Annotated in this window: 19 protein-coding genes; 4 read left to right on the top strand and 15 right to left on the bottom strand. The window is 49.2% G+C overall.

The features are described from left to right. Positions 1-43 precede the first annotated feature (43 nt). The 7 genes from FYJ45_RS14340 to FYJ45_RS14310 form a co-directional block, all read right to left on the bottom strand. On the bottom strand, positions 44-1,009 hold the full coding sequence (locus FYJ45_RS14340; RefSeq protein ID WP_154465264.1) for a DUF3298 and DUF4163 domain-containing protein: 966 nt from the start codon (positions 1,007-1,009) through the stop codon (positions 44-46). After that, a complete protein-coding gene (locus FYJ45_RS14335) occupies positions 996-1,508 on the bottom strand; it encodes an RNA polymerase sigma factor (protein WP_154465262.1) in 513 nt (170 codons plus the stop codon). The genes FYJ45_RS14340 and FYJ45_RS14335 overlap by 14 nt, the downstream gene beginning before the upstream one ends. Before the next feature lie 216 nt (positions 1,509-1,724). Continuing rightward, complete coding sequence (locus FYJ45_RS14330; protein ID WP_154465260.1) at positions 1,725-2,291, bottom strand: HD domain-containing protein; 567 nt, start codon at positions 2,289-2,291, stop codon at positions 1,725-1,727. A gap of 308 nt (positions 2,292-2,599) precedes the next feature. Beyond that, positions 2,600-4,231 (bottom strand): DUF4153 domain-containing protein, encoded by a 1,632-nt coding sequence (locus tag FYJ45_RS14325; protein WP_195841818.1) that lies wholly within the window; start codon positions 4,229-4,231, stop codon positions 2,600-2,602. A 16-nt stretch (positions 4,232-4,247) separates the two neighbouring features. Then, a complete protein-coding gene (locus tag FYJ45_RS14320) occupies positions 4,248-4,490 on the bottom strand; it encodes a helix-turn-helix domain-containing protein (RefSeq protein WP_021635119.1) in 243 nt (80 codons plus the stop codon). Between the two features lie 10 nt (positions 4,491-4,500). Continuing rightward, a complete protein-coding gene (locus FYJ45_RS14315; protein ID WP_154465256.1) occupies positions 4,501-4,950 on the bottom strand; it encodes a DUF2975 domain-containing protein in 450 nt (149 codons plus the stop codon). A 23-nt stretch (positions 4,951-4,973) separates the two neighbouring features. Continuing rightward, a complete protein-coding gene (locus tag FYJ45_RS14310; RefSeq protein ID WP_154465254.1) occupies positions 4,974-5,429 on the bottom strand; it encodes a hypothetical protein in 456 nt (151 codons plus the stop codon). Positions 5,430-5,892: 463 nt separating this feature from the next. Here FYJ45_RS14310 and FYJ45_RS14305 point away from each other — a divergent pair, with 463 nt between their 5' ends. Next, a complete protein-coding gene (locus FYJ45_RS14305; RefSeq protein WP_154465252.1) occupies positions 5,893-6,312 on the top strand; it encodes a glycosyltransferase family A protein in 420 nt (139 codons plus the stop codon). A gap of 117 nt (positions 6,313-6,429) precedes the next feature. Here the strand turns inward: FYJ45_RS14305 and FYJ45_RS14300 are convergent, their stop codons facing one another. Continuing rightward, positions 6,430-7,026: a ketopantoate reductase family protein gene (locus tag FYJ45_RS14300; protein ID WP_235930813.1), complete on the bottom strand. Its 597-nt coding sequence runs from the start codon at positions 7,024-7,026 to the stop codon at positions 6,430-6,432. Between the two features lie 157 nt (positions 7,027-7,183). Here FYJ45_RS14300 and FYJ45_RS14295 point away from each other — a divergent pair, with 157 nt between their 5' ends. Further along, positions 7,184-8,590, top strand: a complete 1,407-nt coding sequence (locus tag FYJ45_RS14295) for an MFS transporter (protein ID WP_235930812.1) — start codon at positions 7,184-7,186, stop codon at positions 8,588-8,590. Positions 8,591-8,678: 88 nt separating this feature from the next. Here the strand turns inward: FYJ45_RS14295 and phoU are convergent, their stop codons facing one another. From phoU to FYJ45_RS14270, 5 genes are all read right to left on the bottom strand, one after another. Further along, positions 8,679-9,341 (bottom strand): phosphate signaling complex protein PhoU, encoded by a 663-nt coding sequence (gene phoU, locus FYJ45_RS14290; protein WP_154465248.1) that lies wholly within the window; start codon positions 9,339-9,341, stop codon positions 8,679-8,681. 27 nt (positions 9,342-9,368) lie between these two features. Then, on the bottom strand, positions 9,369-10,127 hold the full coding sequence (gene pstB, locus FYJ45_RS14285) for a phosphate ABC transporter ATP-binding protein PstB (protein ID WP_102287255.1): 759 nt from the start codon (positions 10,125-10,127) through the stop codon (positions 9,369-9,371). Positions 10,128-10,182: 55 nt separating this feature from the next. After that, positions 10,183-11,055 carry a phosphate ABC transporter permease PstA gene (pstA, locus tag FYJ45_RS14280; protein WP_021637784.1) on the bottom strand — a complete coding sequence of 291 codons (873 nt, stop codon included), beginning with the start codon at positions 11,053-11,055 and terminating at the stop codon, positions 10,183-10,185. Positions 11,056-11,091: 36 nt separating this feature from the next. Next, positions 11,092-12,117, bottom strand: coding sequence for a phosphate ABC transporter permease subunit PstC (gene pstC / locus FYJ45_RS14275; protein WP_154465246.1), 1,026 nt, complete (start codon positions 12,115-12,117; stop codon positions 11,092-11,094). A 76-nt stretch (positions 12,118-12,193) separates the two neighbouring features. Beyond that, complete coding sequence (locus FYJ45_RS14270) at positions 12,194-13,156, bottom strand: phosphate ABC transporter substrate-binding protein (protein WP_154465244.1); 963 nt, start codon at positions 13,154-13,156, stop codon at positions 12,194-12,196. Positions 13,157-13,396: 240 nt separating this feature from the next. Here FYJ45_RS14270 and FYJ45_RS14265 point away from each other — a divergent pair, with 240 nt between their 5' ends. Together FYJ45_RS14265 and FYJ45_RS14260 are read left to right on the top strand one after the other, a co-directional pair. Continuing rightward, positions 13,397-13,825 carry a MarR family winged helix-turn-helix transcriptional regulator gene (locus tag FYJ45_RS14265; RefSeq protein ID WP_154465242.1) on the top strand — a complete coding sequence of 143 codons (429 nt, stop codon included), beginning with the start codon at positions 13,397-13,399 and terminating at the stop codon, positions 13,823-13,825. A gap of 4 nt (positions 13,826-13,829) precedes the next feature. Continuing rightward, positions 13,830-14,597 (top strand): sulfite exporter TauE/SafE family protein, encoded by a 768-nt coding sequence (locus FYJ45_RS14260; protein ID WP_154465240.1) that lies wholly within the window; start codon positions 13,830-13,832, stop codon positions 14,595-14,597. Between the two features lie 18 nt (positions 14,598-14,615). Here the strand turns inward: FYJ45_RS14260 and FYJ45_RS14255 are convergent, their stop codons facing one another. After that, positions 14,616-15,215 carry a manganese efflux pump MntP gene (locus FYJ45_RS14255; protein WP_154465238.1) on the bottom strand — a complete coding sequence of 200 codons (600 nt, stop codon included), beginning with the start codon at positions 15,213-15,215 and terminating at the stop codon, positions 14,616-14,618. 216 nt (positions 15,216-15,431) lie between these two features. Further along, the gene (locus tag FYJ45_RS14250) at positions 15,432-16,586 is read right to left on the bottom strand and encodes an alanyl-tRNA editing protein (RefSeq protein WP_154465236.1); all 1,155 of its coding nucleotides are present in this window, start codon (positions 16,584-16,586) and stop codon (positions 15,432-15,434) included. Between the last annotated feature and the right edge of the window lie 75 nt (positions 16,587-16,661).

Raw genomic sequence — 16,661 nt, 5'->3', positions numbered from 1 at the left:
GCGTTTCCAGATTAATTTTATGCCGCCTATTTACCGGCTCTTTTTATGCCGCCGGTTTTTCTATAACAAATTCCTGGACTCCCATGAATCCGGGCGATACCTCATATTTTTCAAAGCAGACTACCGGGTTGCCATCGGCATTGATATAAAAATTTGTATTCTCATCTACCGTTTTAAATCCGTCAATTGCCGACACATCATCCTCCAGCTGCTTGCCGATTCCCCAGTAAACCACGTTTTCATCCGCCGCCGACCGTTCCTCCATCTGGCGCAGGATGCTTTCATTGGCGATTTCCACGTAATTATCACCGAGAAGATCCCGAAGGGTAAGCTCACGGTTCGAAGCCAGATCCAGGTTGTAATAATAACGCACCCCATAGGCCGCTACCCATGCCTCATCCGTGGTCAGCACCATGGAAAGGATATTTCCCTCCTGATACTTCACCTCGTAATCCACATTGACGGCAATATCACGGTTGCCCCATTCCTCCTCAGTTCCTCCGGTAGCAAAAAATGCATCCTTATATTCCGCGAACTTCTGCTTTGCTTCCGCCACATAATTATCCACTATGGACTGGATTTCGGCATTGATATCCCCTATAAAGGTTTCCTTCTGCTCTTCCGTGCTTCCTGCCAGCCCCTCTTCCACCTGGCTTTCAGGCTGGCCTTCCAGCTGGATTTCCGGAACCTTTACCGTAATATCATGTCCTTCATCCTTCTCATGGTAGGAACGGATGGTCAGAACCTTTGCCAGGGAACCGATAACGGGAAGCTCACTCATTTCCCTTGCAAACACTTCACTTGTGTTGAGACCGATTGTCATGCAGACGAGCAGCGCTGCCGCGGCTGTACCGCAATACCTGAAGATCCTTACGGTATTGCGCGAACGATGCTTTTTTAACGATTTCTCCTTATCCATGGAATGGATGGCATTGTTCACCACATCGTTCAATTCTGCCGGGATTTCTATATTATCATAAACTTTTTTTCCATCTTCAGGCTTTCTCATAATTTATCTCCTCCAAACTTTTTTCCAGTTTTTTAAGAGCCGCATACAATCGTGATTTTACGGTACTCAGATTCGTTTTCGTTACCTCGGAAATTTCCTGAAGGCTCAGCTCCTCGTAGAAACGAAGTACGACTACCGTTTTCATTTCCGGCGGAAGCTTCTGTATTTGTTCGTAGACTTCTCCTGATCCTGCGTCAGCCTTCAAAAAGCCCTCTTCCTGGTATGGCTCTTCTCTTATCTCCGATGGTTCCGTACTGATTTCTTTTTTATGCCTGCGCAGATACTGCAGCGCTTCATTTACTACAATACGGTAAAACCACGTCTTCATTGCAGCCGGGTTTCTGAGTCCCCAGCATTTCTCCAGCGCCTGGCATATGGAATTCTGAACCACATCCAAAGCGCTGTCCCTGTCCTGCACATAACTATAGGCCAGCCGATAAAACTTTTCCTGGTTTTCCAGGATATAAGCCACTGTCATGTCATAAATATCCTGCCTCATTTTAATCCTCCTCCTACTTGTTTTACGGAGCAAAATGCGAGTTTCCCTGGCGAACAGGGGATTTTCCTCCTGTATGCGGGTATTCATCCTGAGCGGATTACCCTTTCAGTATGGAAAAGCCAGGCTGTTATCGGCCGCTTTTCCGAATGGTCCGTTGTCCAACGTTTCCTTTCATACTATAGATGTACAGGTTTGGATAAAAGTTTGAAAAATAAATTATTTTTTGAAGGCAATAATTTTTTGTTCTGTCTCCTTCACGGATTCCTCCTGGAGCTTTTCCAGTATGGGAAAGCCTTTGACGCTTTCGGCCGCATATGTTTTCTGCAGCTCATATTCCAGCGGCAGCCACGTACTGATATCACTTTGATTATGCTGGATTACTGCTTCCAGCTTGTCTAACGCCTTATAGACCCTGGCCTCCTTTGTCTGCAGCGCTTCCATTTCTTCAAACATTGCATGCAGCTCCTGATACAAAGGCTCCGGCAGCTCCCGGAGCAGTCCGTCCATCGCCAGCTTTTCTATTTCCTCATGCTCCTCCGTTTTTTCAAAGGTAGGAATATCCCCTGTTACGGCCTCGCCCAGATCATGCACAAGGCACATCCGGATAACCCGGTCAATGTTGATCTCCCCCAGCTCATCCTTCAGCAGGAAGGCCATAAGCGCCAGCCGCCAGCTGTGGGCAGCCACATTTTCAACAACTCCGTCCGACGTTACGCAGTGCCTTGGCACTGACTTCAGTTTTTCCGCTTTCCCCAGAAAATTAATTAATTCCTTAGCTTCCATACTCTCTTCCTTTCTTTTTATACCCGGCCTTTTCTTTCCTGAAAGGCTCCGGAGTAAATTCCTGTCCGTCACAGAAGCGCCGGACACACGGCAGTCCGGACTGCCAGTGCAAGTGGTACCGGACACACGGCTGATCCTCAAATCTAAAAGTAACCGTACCCTTCCAAAGAGTACGGTTACCATTATAATGCTTATGTACTTAAAAATGTAACTGTAAGGGTACAAAGTAATTATTTATTAAGAATATTTTAAATATTCTTAACGGTTCACCACTATCACGCTTATTAGCAATCTCCCTTTCATAACAGTTAAGATGTCTGAGCCGCCGCATCACTTACGCTCCGGACCGCCCTGCCTGCCAGATATCTTGACAAATTAAAGCTCCTGATTCCCATTCTATCCGCTTTGTCCTGCATCCTACTGAAATAACTCTGCATGGCCGTGGAATTTTCCGTCAGGTAAGCATAATTCTCCGGCTTCGTCAGCACCGGCGCAGCGTCTGCGGAAAGATGGCTCAGATAATTGAAATCCCTGTAACTGTTCTCCGCCTGCTCCGCCGCGTTCCCTTCCAAATTCACATATTGGATGTTATATCTTGCAATCCAGTAATCCGGCTTTGCAAAAGCAAGCACCAGATAGAAAACCGTCACCACCATCATACAGTACCGAAACAGCCGGAAATCCGGGCGGAAAATAGTAACGATAATCCCCGCCAGCACAAAAGCCGTCACCGCCAGCGCCCATAATACAATAATCCTCAGAAAGGTAAGCTGGCAAATCCTGATATACAGAATCATACGATATGCACTGGAAGCCACCATAATATAGGTACAAAGGGAAATTACGGTGAGAATGGCCTTCAGCACCCTGCTCTCCCTGAAAAAGCCCAGACATACCAGCACAATGACCAGATTGATCAGACATACCGCCAGCAGCTGGAAAAAACCCTGCCTTGCGTAGGATGAATACGTATATCCTTCAGGCAGCTTCATCTGCCCCATAAAGAGATATACAATCTGAATCATGCTGAACACCAGATACAAAGCCGCCAGCACCGAGGTAAAGGTAATCGCCAGCACCGGCTCCTGATTCCGGTTTTTCTTACACTCCTCCTTAATAACCCTGCTGTTCAGCATGGCAATAAAACAATAGGAACCAAGGAAGCCGAAGGCCAGCATACACAGGATGCACAGAATACTCAGGATATTAATGTGACGGAAAACCCGGACAAACAGATCCCTGAACACTGCGTCCGCGCTTACAAGAAGAGCCAGGATTAACAGCGTCAGAGGCACTGCCACCAGTATTCCCAAAGCCACATACCGGCCCTTTCCATCCTTTTTCCCCTCCTGGACAGCCTTTACCCGCCATGCGGCACCGTCGCTGAAGGGCCGCCCCAGACAGGCCACCGTTTCCAGCAGACACTGGCCTATGGCAAGCAGAAATTTGGAAAAATTCCATTTGCTGTCATCTAAATACTGATGAAGCATCAGGCTGATGGTGAGAAGAAAAAGTCCTGTTTTTGTAAAGAGCTGTATGCTCAGATTGTCTGTGAGGAAAACGGATACGCCCAGCAGGAGCATGCTCACAACGGTGAAGGTACTGTCTTTTTTCAATGGAACCCCTGATCTTCTGGTACATAAGCCAAAATAGATAAGGGTTCCTGCGACGAAAAAAGGGTAGGTGATCCCCGATGCATTTTTATACAGACAGAATGTATAAAACAGGGCATACACCGCGCCGGCCCATCCGAAAAAAGGAAAATTCCGGCGCATAACAGCCGTGCGCCGCTCTTCCTCCAGCCGTTGTTCTTCCATCCTGAGCTCCTCCGCCCTCCGGCGTTCCTCCTCCGCTCTCCGGCGCTGCTCATCTTCCGCCATCCTCCGGTTGTTTTCTTCCATATAGTTTCCGTTTACCATGTCCATTCTTCCATAATCCATTCTGCTCCGGCTCCTTTCAAAGATCTTTCGGCTCAATTGCCCCATCCTCTTCCTCATCCTCCACATACTGCAGAATATCACCGGGCTGACAGTCCAGCGCCTTGCAGATGGAATTGAGAGTGGACAGACGTACCGCTTTTGCCTTGTTATTTTTCAAAATTGACAGGTTGGCAAGAGTGATATCCACCTCTCCCGCCAGCTCCGTCAGGCCCTTTTTCCGTTTGGCCATCATAACATCCAGATTAATAATTATCGCCATCTTCCACCTCCTAAATTGTCAGGTCATTTTCCAGCTTATAGGCCACCGCCCGGTCAAAAACCTGGCTCAGCACTTTGCTGAACAGCCCCGCAATCACAAATACGAGGATAACGATCATCACCGCCGGTGTCAGATACAACAGCAGCCTTCCTGCGGTGACAAGGGCGATCAGGAAGCTGTAGGTCCCCATCCTGTTCAGGCTTTTCACATTTGCCTCCACAAAACAGTCGTTGGCAAGCACCGTACGGAACATATTCCGCAGTTCATACAATATCAGCTCCGCCAGCACGCCGGAAATCGCAAATAATATCACCAGATGAATATAAAACTGTTCAAAATAGGAATTGAAATACCCGTAAATCTTCACGGAAACCGGCAGCGTCACCGTTACCGCAATCCCTGCAAAAAACATAAAATCCAAAAGCCCCTTTGTAAAACGTGTGAGTGTATTTCCCTTCATCCCTTCCTGTCCTCCTGCAATCATTAAATAAACCTTTCAACCACATACAGCCTTGCGGCTTCACCATCAAACAGAAAATATACGCAGGATTCATCCTGCTTCTTATCCTTCCCCATATCGGTAACCGATTCAAAATCCCGATACCATTCCTTCTTCCCGTCCAGCCCGTCAAGAATCTCCACAATCCGCTTCCTGTCGGCATCCTGCAGTCCTTCTGCGTTCCCCCATACGGGAACCTCCTTCCCCTCCCGGTATTCAAATACATGATACCGCTCTCCATCCCCATGAAAGCTGGGCCCGCTGTCAATCTCATAAACCTCCACACACCCTGCTGGTAGAGAAAGCCCCCAGTTATTCCTGATAACCTTCAGATAAGAATTCCTCCCCGCCGCCCGCTGTATCATTGGAAGCCCTGCTGCCAGGACAACCGCAATAACTACTGCAATCACTGAAATCAGTTTCTTCTTTTTACTTTTCATTGTCCATTCTCCTTTGCAGCGGTACAGCAGCCCATAAAGTTTCCTGTTTCTCCCATGTATCTCATCCCTTTTCCATAAAATAACACCATGCGCATTGAAAGTCAATATGTTTTTATTGTTTTACAATAAATATTTATTAAGTCAAGGAAAGTACATTCAAAATATTATATTTATTTATTTGACTTTCCGGCAAATTAATGGTAAACTAATATAGAGGCAGTTCCGGGTGAATAGCTGCCGCACCGATAAATGAATTCAGGTAAAAGTCACTTAATTAAAGTGGCTTTTTCTTTTTATAAGCAACAAGTCAGGAAGACGTACCTGTGCGTGCATCTGACGACTGCCTTGAATATCAGATATTCCAGTATTCAGGATAAATACCCGGTTATTTACAGCCTGATATCTGGCTTCAGGCGCAATGGATACACGGAAGGCCTCCCGCTATCCGGAAAGAGGTGGTTTTATGGCAATACAACGAGTTCTGATAGGTTGCCCCATACGTGAAAAAAGCAGTATTCTCCGGGCATTTCTGATTTCCCTGAAAAGTCTGCTTCACAAAGATTTTCTTATTGATTATGTTTTTGTTGATGATAACGAAAAAGAAACTTCCAGACAGCTTCTGTCTGCTTTCAAAAGAGATGGCTCCTCAGTTATGGTTTTACCCGCAGTAAAAGGGAAAACCGAAACGAGTGAGATAACAGATATAAGAGATGAAACCAGGCTGGTACGCGTGGCCGGATACCGCAACCGAATTATCCGTTACGCCCTGCAGCACGATTACGATAGACTTTTCCTTGTGGACTCGGACCTGATACTCCATCCGCAGCTCCTGGAATATCTGCGCGCTTCCGGGAAAAGGCTGTTTCCGAGCTGTTCTGGATAAAGAACCGCCTTGGCACGCTCTCCCGCCCCAACGCATGAATCATGGAAAAAAGGGCTTTGGATTCAGACAGCCGCAATGCCGCCTGATCCGCGGCTGCTCTTCTCACAGATTCCCTTTTTAATCCCTCCGTATATCACAGGCCCCCGGCGTAGCAATTCCCAGCCGGCGTCCATATTCAATTATAGTCCCTGCAAACATATCAATTTCCATCCGTTTACCTGCCTCCAGATCCTGCAATGTGGACGGCTTGATCTGAAATGGAAGCGCCATCAGCGTTGATTCCTGCCTGTCCATATCCTCTTTCCCCAAATCCACTCCCAGCTTTGGATCATAGCTGGTACATCCATCCTTCATCACAACGGAAACCCGCATATAAGAATAAAGCACTTTGCCCTCCCCATACGCCTCTATTACCCGCTGCTCACTGTCCACACCATTCAGCACCGAGAGAATCACCGTATTCTCTCCCACCTGGTTCCGGATATCCTCAATTGCCTGATCCAGCCCATACCCCTTCACGGCAATAATCACCAAATCCGCAGGCTCAACCACAGGAAAATACCGGCGCGTACCATTTATTACAATTCCATTTTCCTCCAGCCGCTTCTTCCTATCCCCTCCGGCAATCACCCTGAACTTCTCTCCGAACTCCTCATAAAGCCTGGGTGCGAAATACGCTCCCATAGCCCCCAGACCAATCAATATTCCTGCCAAAGCTTATGTCAAACGCCTTTTTTATTCCCTGCCCACACCAATAAAATACATAAATCTGACTAAGATAATACATTTTTTTCCGGCCGCCCTTATTGTAATATCAGGCTGAGGGACCTACTTGGGAAAGCCGCGCCAAACGCGGAGAATGGGGTATTTTATGAGCAAACTTATACTTGATTTCAACTGGCTGCTGGGACACCTGCGCCGCATCTACTTTATGGCTCTGCCCGAAAACGAAGAAGACTACGAAAAAAGCCGCGGCTACTACATAGCGGGGGATTCCGCCACACAAACCATAGCCCAGCTGGCAGGCGGAACCTTCCTCGTCTCCTTAATGCTCTCCGTCAACATCCCGGATGCCGCCATTGGGGTCATCACCTCCATGGCGAGCTTTGCTGCCCTTTTTCAGCTCTTCACCATGCAGAAAATCAACCGACTCAAAAAAAGGAAGCTCTTTGTCTCCCTCTGCGTCCTCCAAAAACTCTTCCTCGCCCTGATTTTCTTCATCCCCCTCATGTCCCTGGAAAACCACGCCGCACAATTCCTCATCATTACAGGCTACTTTTTTGCCCAGGCCTGCACACAGATCGGCACCCCCGCCACCCAGGACTGGATCGCCACCCTCGTCCCCATGGAATTACGCGGCCGCTACTTCTCCCGCAAAGACGCCATCGCCGTATTCGTCACCGTTACCACCATGCTCCTTGCAGGCGTTATCATGGACAAAACAGCCGGACCGCTCCAACACATCGGCTTTCTCATCAACGGCAGCCTCATCCTCATCCTGGTAATCCTTAATTTCTGGGCCTTCAGCTGCATGAAAGAGCCCCGCCATGCCCGCCTCAACGCCTTCGGCCAGGAAATGCACGGCCACCTTGCCAGAAAAAACAAACAAGACGCCCCTGCCAGACAAAAAGGCGTCCTGAAAACAGAAATCCTCGAAGCCTTCCGCAATCCCGACTTCCGCAAGGCCTTCTGGACCAATATCCTGTGGCTTACCGCCTTTTACGTCTCCTCCCCCTTCAACACCAGCTACCAGATAAAAGACCTCAGCCTCCCATTCACCTTCATCATGGTAGTGGGCTTCTTCGGCAACCTCATAAGAATTGCCATCACCCCCATGGTAGGCCGCATGGGAGACCGCTACGGCATGGCCTGCATATACAAATACTCCCTCGTCGGCATACTCCTCAACTTTGCCTTCATGGCCCTCTCCGTCCCCTCCAACGCCTACCCCATGACCATTGCCGCCACCATCTTCTCGGCAATAGGCTGGAGCTTTGCGGGCATCGGCCTCTTCGGCATACAGCTTGAACTCATAAACGAGGAAAAAAGAACCCTCCAGCTCTCCATCCTCTCATCCATCGGAGGCGTTTACGGCTTCCTCGTCTCCTTCCTCGCCGGCCGTCTCCTCTCCCACCTCCAACACACCCCCCTAATCCTGGCCGGCCGCCCCCTCTACGCCCAACAAATCACCAACACCCTGGGCGTCCTCTTCCTCACCGCCCTCATCCTCTACACCAAATTCGTCGTCCAAAAAAGAGAAACCCAACTCCACCCCTAACCCCTCCCCAACTCCACCGCCCTTATCTCTTGCCCTTTGCCTTTATTCCTTGTCCTTAAAAACCTACCCCAGGAGGCCGCCGCCTCCACTACATAAGGCGGATGTGTTGGATGGCTCCGCTCTCCTGGAAAATCTCCCATTCAGCGATATTCACCGCATGATCCCCAATCCGTTCCAGATACTTGGCAATCATCAGCACATCCACACAGGCATCGATATTATCCACACCCTCCTGAAGCATATGAACCAGATCATCCTTCACCTTGGCAAAAAGCTCATCCACCACATCATCATGCCGGATCACCTCATCCGCGGCCCTGCTGTCACGGTTTACAAAAGCACGTACCGCATCATGCACGATTTCCTTAGCCACCTGCAGCATACCCGTAATATGCCTGGAATAAGCATCCAGATCACAATCCCGCAGACGAAGCATCAGCTCCGCAATATCCGCAGTCTGATCCCCAATCCGCTCAATATCCGTTACTACCTTCAGGGCCGCGGATATCATCCGCAGATCCCCTGCAATCGGCTGCTGCCTGGTAATCAGGGAAAGACACTGTGATTCAATGCTTCTTTCCATATCATTGATCACCCGATCTCCCCTGATAATCTGCTGCTCCAGATCTGTATCCTTTTTTTCCACCGCAGTCAGCAGCAGATTAAAGGACTCCTCCACTGCCGCCCCCATTTCCGCTAGGCTTTTCCGCAGGCTGTTTAATTCCTCCAGATACATACTTCTCGTCGTCATAGCTTTAAACCTCACTCCTCTGCTCTGTTATCCGAAACGCCCCGTAATATAATCCTCAGTCCGTTTATCCTTTGGCCTTGCAAAAATATTGGACGTAATATCCTTTTCCACCACTTCCCCCACCAGGAAAAAAGCGGTTTCATCAGAAACCCTGGCAGCCTGCTGCATATTGTGGGTAACCACCACCACCGTATACTTTTTCTTGAGATCCTCCATTAAATCCTCGATTTTTAACGTGGAAATAGGATCCAGCGCCGATGTTGGCTCGTCCATAAGCAGCACCTCCGGCTGTACGGCAAGCGCCCTGGCGATACAGAGCCTTTGCTGCTGCCCTCCTGATAATCCCAGCGCGGACTTTTTCAGCCGATCCTTCACCTCATCAAAAATAGCAGCCCCTTTCAGGCTTTCTTCCACAATTTCATCCAGCCGCGCCTTACTCTTAATCCCATGAATCCTGGGACCATAGGCAATATTGTCGTAAATACTCATCGGAAACGGGTTGGGCTGCTGGAATACCATGCCCACTTTTTTACGAAGCAGGGTTGTATCCACCTTTTCATCATAAATATTCTCGCCGTCCAGCGTGACCTCTCCGTCAATTTTTACGCCGTCCACCAGATCATTCATGCGGTTCAGCGTCTTTAAAAAAGTGGATTTCCCGCATCCCGAGGGACCGATAAAAGCGGTAATGGCATTGGCGGTAATATCCATATCCACATCCTTCAGCGCATGGTTGGCGCCGTAATATAAATTCAGCTTTTTCGTACTTATTTTTGCATTATTCATTCTCATACCTCCGGCATATCACAGTCCTGCCTGCAATACTGCATCAATCAGTCTTTTATTCTCTTGTTTCCACATTGAACTTCCCGGACAGGTACTTTGTGAGCATATTGATAAGAAGCACCAGAACCAGAAGCACCACAGCGATTCCGAAGGCCTCTCCATACTGTGCCTTAGACATGCACAGATACAGCTGTATGGTAAGGGTGCCCCCTGATTCCAGGATTTTGGTAAGAAAGCCCATGCCGCTCTTTGGAAGAAGGAAACCGCTTCCCGCAGTGAACAAAAGCGCCGCCGACTCACCCACAATTCTGCCCACAGCCAGGATAATACCGGTTATAATACCCGGCATGGCGGAGGGCAGAAGAATGGTGCGTATCATATACCATCTGGCGGCCCCCATTCCCAACGCCCCGCTCCGATAGCTTTCCGGCACTGTTTTCAGCGCTTCCTGCGTGTTGCGGGTAATGAGAGGCAGCACCATAAGCGTCAATGTAAGGGCGCCCGTTATAATGGAATAGCCAAGGCCCAGAGTATTTCCGAAAAAAACCATGCCGAACAAGCCAAAAATTATTGAAGGGATGCCGGAAAGGATTTCCGTGGTAAACTCAATGGTACGCACCACTTTTCCCGGTTTGGCATATTCATTCAGATAAATGGCCGATCCCACGCCGATGGGTGTGGCAATAACCAGCGTAATAACAACAATATACAACGTATTTAACAGATTTCCCGCAATTCCGAAGGTTCCCTTCAGGCTGCTGGGAACTGTCGTCAAAAACTGCCAGCTGATGCTGGAAATCCCTTTTACAAAGGTATAACAGACAATTCCCGCCAGCAGGAGAATGGACAGGGAAGCCGCCGCATAAATTGCCGCAGTAATCACTATGTCAGAAACTCTGACCCTTTTTACCAGAATACTTTGATCCATAATTTATCTCCTCACATCCACAGAGTCCGCCGCCGATTATGCCTCTCCCTGAACTGCCGCGCCGGCCCTGTCTTTCTTTTCCCCTGCCGTCCCACAGCTTTTGCCCTCGCTTCTGCTTCTCGCCTCTTTTACCTTTTCGTGCGTATCCTTTGACTTCAGAAGCTTTGTCAGACACGTATTGATAAGCATGATAAAGGCAAATAAAACAAGCCCGATAGTAAACAGCACTTCCCTGTGAAGTCCTGAAGCATAGCCCATCTCACTGACAATTGCGGTGGTAAGAAAACGAACGGAATGAAAGGGCAGCGGAAAATTGACGGAGCTGCCGGAAACAAGCGTGATCGCCATGGCCTCGCCTATTGCGCGTCCCACACCCAGGACAACCGCCGTTATAATTCCCGATTTGGCCGCAGGAAGCATCACCCTGAAAATAGTCTGTATTTTGGAAGCGCCCAGGGCCAGGGAGGCGGATTTATATTGGGAAGGCACCGCCCGCAGGGCGGACTCGCTGATATTGATTACCGTAGGCAGTATCATAATGGCAAGCACAATGACAGCGGAGATCAGATTGGCGCCGCCTGTGAACTGATGTGTCTCTGAACCTTTGAAAACCGCAGTTTCCACCCGGTACATCAACGGGTTTAAAATCATGATTCCCAGCAGGCCGTAAATCACAGAGGGAACGCCAGCCAGCAGTTCAACCGCCGGTTTTACCACGGCAGCCAGCTTTTTCGGCGCTGCCTCCGCCAGAAAAACGGCGGTCAGCACACCTATAGGCACTCCGATTGCTATAGAAAACGCCGTCCCAACGATTGAAGTCAGAATAATATAAAGGATACCAAAACTTGGTTCCTTCGCCGTGGGCTTCCAGACCGTCCCGAACAGGATATCCTTAAGCCCCACCTTAAACAGGGCCGGTGTCCCATTGATCAACATATATAAAGTAATGGAGAAAACAGCCAGAACGGCAAAAAAAGCGCAAACAGTAAATATGATTTGGGCAGCCTTTTCCACTGCATTTTTGGAATGCCTGCCCCTTACAATTGAAAAAGCCATTTTCATAATATATGTTCCTTTATCCCCGCAGAGGCCCTGTTTTTCACAGGGCCCCAAACTTGCACTATTCAGTTTCAAAAGCTTACTCTGCGACAATCAGGCCGACACTCTCAATCAGGGCCTTTCCTTCGTCAGAGGCCAGGTAATCAAACAGCGCCTGTACCGTCTCGTTCTGTTCGGAAATCTCACCCTTTGTAGCCATTACAAAAGGCCTGCTCAGCAGATAGCTGCCTCCCTTGATGTTTTCCACCGTAGGCTCCACTTCATCAATGGAAAGCGTTTTAACGGTATCATCAATTACATCCAGGGATACATAACCGATTGCCCCGGGTGTCGCCGCAACCTTTGCCATCACCGCGCCTGTGCTGTCCAGCTCGTTTGCATAAGCACACTGGTCTTCGATTTCCAGCAGCTCTTCAAAAGCGCCTCTGGTGCCTGATCCGGCTTCCCTGCCTACCACTACAATTGCCTGATCCGCACCGCCTGCATCCTTCCAGTTCTTGATTTCACCGGTATAAATTCCGGAAAGCTGTTCCCTGGTAAGGCCTGAAGCTGTGTTTGCAGGATCGGTAACCACGGCGATTCCGTCGATGGCTACAATATTTTCAGCCACGCCGCCTGCCTTTTCTTCCTCCGTCAGATTTCTGGAGGCATTTCCAATATCAACGCTTCCTGCGGCAACGGCCTCCACACCTGCGCCGGATCCCGTAAACTCAGCAGTTACGGTAACACCGGGATACTTTGCCATAAAGCTTTCAGCCAGCGCATTGGAAAGCTTCTCCATGGAGGTGGAGCCTGCCATGGAAATACTGCCGCTCAGGTCGGCGCTTGCAGATGCCGCTTCCGATGCTGTTTCTGATGCCGCTTCGCCGGAGGCCGTTTCACTTCCGGCCGCCGTATCCGTGCCCGTGCCGGCCATCTCCGATGCCGCCTGGGAAGAAGCAGCTCCGTTATCCGCTGTTGTTGTTTCCGTAGTGCCGCAGCCAGCCAGCGCCGCCATGGCAAGTACCGCTGCCGCTACAATTGCTGTAATTTTCTTTTTCATAATATTTTTCTCCTTTACATCTGTTTCTTTCTCTTGTCTGCAATAGCAATGATAACTGTTTCACAAAAAAGAAAAAAGCAAAGTAAGGTTATGAGTTTGTAAGTTCTTTGTAAAGCACCGCTTGACTTTTGCTAGAATCATGCTAATATAAAAACAGTTAGTTCTAAAAGGAACTAACTGTTTTCGTTCACTCTGTTAACCGGGAAGCTTTCCCTTTTTATTTATAAAGAGAGAATCCATATGAATACCATTATTGATTATCTTCTCACCGGAAGAAGCCTGAAGAGGGCATATAACAAATTTCTCAGCAAGACCAGCAATGTCTACGGCCTGAGCGGGATGGAAACAAACGTCCTTCTTTTCCTGTACAATAATCCGGGCTACGACACAGCGTCTGATATTGTGGAGCTGCGTTCCTTCCCCAAATCAAATGTATCCAAGGCTGTGGAATCCCTGAGCGCCAGAGGCTATCTGGAAAGCATCGTGGATAAAGAGGATCGCAGAATCCTCCATCTGCGGATCCGCCCGGCAGCTCTTGATGCCGTAAAGGCGGCCAGACAGAGCCAGGAGAACTTCCTCCGTTTTATATACAAGGGGATCGACCCGGAGGAGCTGAAGGTCGTTGACCACGTTCTTTCCGTCATATCACATAACCTGAAGGAGACATAATAACATGATTGCAAAAATTATCGTATGTATCATCGCCGGCCTGGGAGCCGGTATCGGAACCGGATTTGCCGGCATGTCCGCGGCTGCGGTCATTTCCCCCATGCTCATCACCTTCCTGGGCTTTCCTGCCTATGAAGCGGTAGGCATCGCCCTGGCATCCGATGTCCTGGCATCGGCAATTTCCGCCTACACCTATGGAAAACACAAAAACCTGGATATTAAAAACGGTATCATCATGCTGATATCCGTACTGGTCTTCACCCTCGTGGGAAGCTTCATTGCATCCAGGGTCCCCAACCGTTCCATGGGCAGCTTTTCCGTCATTATGACCCTGCTTCTTGGTATTAAATTCCTGGTAAAGCCCGTTATGACCACCAAAGAAAACCAGGCCGACAAGGATCTGAAAACCAAAGTCATCCAGTCAATCCTGTGCGGAATGCTCATCGGCTTTATCTGCGGCTTTATCGGCGCAGGCGGCGGCATGATGATGCTTCTCATCCTCACCAGCGTACTTGGCTATGAGCTGAAAACCGCTGTGGGAACCAGCGTTTTTATCATGACCTTTACAGCCTTTACCGGCGCGCTGTCCCATTTTACCATCGGCGGCATGCCCGACATCCCTGCCCTGATTCTGTGTATTCTGTTCACACTCCTGGGCGCCCGCCTGGCCGCCCTGTTTGCCAACAAGGCCTCCGCCAAAACGCTGAACCGGGCCACCGGCGCAGTACTGACCGGCCTAGGAGCCATTATGGTAGTGATGAACTTCCTGTAATGTCAAAGTCCTGTGATATTAGAAGGCAAGGATACCCAGATGCTCCAGCAGAATCTTCGTTCCCATGAGAATTAAGATGATTCCGCCTGCCAGCTCTGCCTTGGCCTTGAATTTCGCGCCGAATACATTTCCTATTTTAATGCCCAGCACACTGAGGAAAAAGGTAATGGATCCGATAAAGGAAACCGCCGGTACGATATCCACGCTCAGAAATGCAAAGGTTATGCCTACAGCAAGCGCATCAATGCTGGTGGCAACTGCCAGGGGAACCATAGTTTTCACATCAAAGGAATCATTCTGCTCCTCCTGGGCGCACTTTTCACAGCCGCAGCCGGCGGAGCGGAAGGAATCCACCGCTTCCTTCACCATATTCAGCCCGATGAGACAAAGCAGGATGAACGCGACCCAGTGATCAATGCTCGTAATCAGAACCTTGAACTGTGTCCCCAGCACATAGCCAATCAGCGGCATGCCCGCCTGAAAGCCCCCGAAATACAATCCGGCGATAATGCCGTTTTTCCAGCTCATCTTTTTCATGGAAAGCCCTTTGCAGATCGACACTGCAAAGGCGTCCATGGACAATCCCACCGCAATTATAAACAATTCCCACAAATTCATCTGTCGTTCCTCCTGTAAAATAGGCAGCCCCCAATGGACTGTGCCCGTATGTCCGCCGGACGTAAAAAAAAGACCTATCTGCCGCCCGGCAAATAAGTCTCATTATTTAAAGTAAAGCCAGATAAGCTTCTTATCAGTATGTTGACTTCACTACACCATTCAGTGCTAACTACTCCCTTATCGTGAAATTCATCATAGCATTTTGATAAAATGATGTCAATAAACTTTTTCAAAAAACTCCCTTATTTCCGCTTTCTCAGCCTGCACAGAGCCCTGAATCATCGGATTCTTCCCTCCGCCCCTGCCGTTCAGCTCCCGGTTCAGATCTTTTCCCAATGCCGCCGCATCCTTTTGCCGGCTGCAGACCACATATTTATAGCCTTCCCCATCACTGCCGGAAAAGACAGCCGCAAGGCCCGTCCGTTCTGAAAGCATATCCGCAAGCTTCCTTATTTCCACTGCATTCAGCCCGTCCTCGAAAATTACTGTTTTTTCCTGGCCTTCAGGTATTTCCTTTACCATCATTTCAAACAGCCTTTGCTTCAGCCCATTATTCTGAAGCCTCAGCTCCTGCATCAGCTCCTGCTGCTTTTGAACCGCCGCCGCGGTTTCCTCCGGTTTTACGGAAAGCAGGGCCGATATGGCTTTTACATTTCTGTGCTTTTCCTCATAATCCTCCAGCGCCCTCCAACCGATCTCAAGCGTAAGCCGGATTCCTGTTTTGTAATGCTCCGAGGAGGTAACCTTAATCGGCCCGATTTCCCCGGTCCGTTTTACATGGGTCCCGCAGCAAGCGCATACGTCTGCTCCCGGCACCGTCACGATACGCACCGCCCCGTCAATTTCCTTTTTACTCCGGTATTCCAGCGTCTCCAGTTCCCGGGCGCAGGGGTATTCCGCCAGAATCCTTTCATTGGTCAGAACCACGGTATTGGCCTGCTTCTCCGCCTCCGCAATCTCCTCCTCCGTAAGCAGTCCGCTGAAATCCACAGTGACAAAATCCTTCCCCATGTGAAAGCCGATATTGTCATAGCCATGAAGCCTGTGCACAATCCCGGAGAAAATATGCTCCCCGGAATGCTGCTGCATGTGAAGGAAGCGGCGCTCCCAGTCTATCCTGCCGTGAACCAGGCTGCCTGGTTTCAGGGACTGTGAGCAGATATGAAGCACATAATCCTTCTTATCCCTCACATCCGTCACCCGGACATCATTCAGGAAACCCTGATCCGCAGGCTGTCCGCCGCCCTCCGGGAAAAAAGCGGTTTCATCCAGAACCACCTCATAGCCATTCTTACCCTCTTCACAGCTTAAAACCCTGGCGTCAAACTCCCTGATATAAGAATTCTCATCATATAATCTCTTGGTAAACATGTCTTACTTCCCTTTCTGCCCGCAGCTGGTTATTGCTTAAAATTCGCTGTTTTATATTTGCTGGCTTCCTATTTG

Origin of the sequence: Eisenbergiella porci (genome assembly GCF_009696275.1) — a bacterium.
Taxonomy (GTDB): Bacteria; Bacillota; Clostridia; order Lachnospirales; family Lachnospiraceae; genus Eisenbergiella; species Eisenbergiella porci.
The sequence above is the reverse complement of the archived record's forward strand: the minus strand, read 5'-3'. Positions and strand labels throughout refer to the sequence as shown.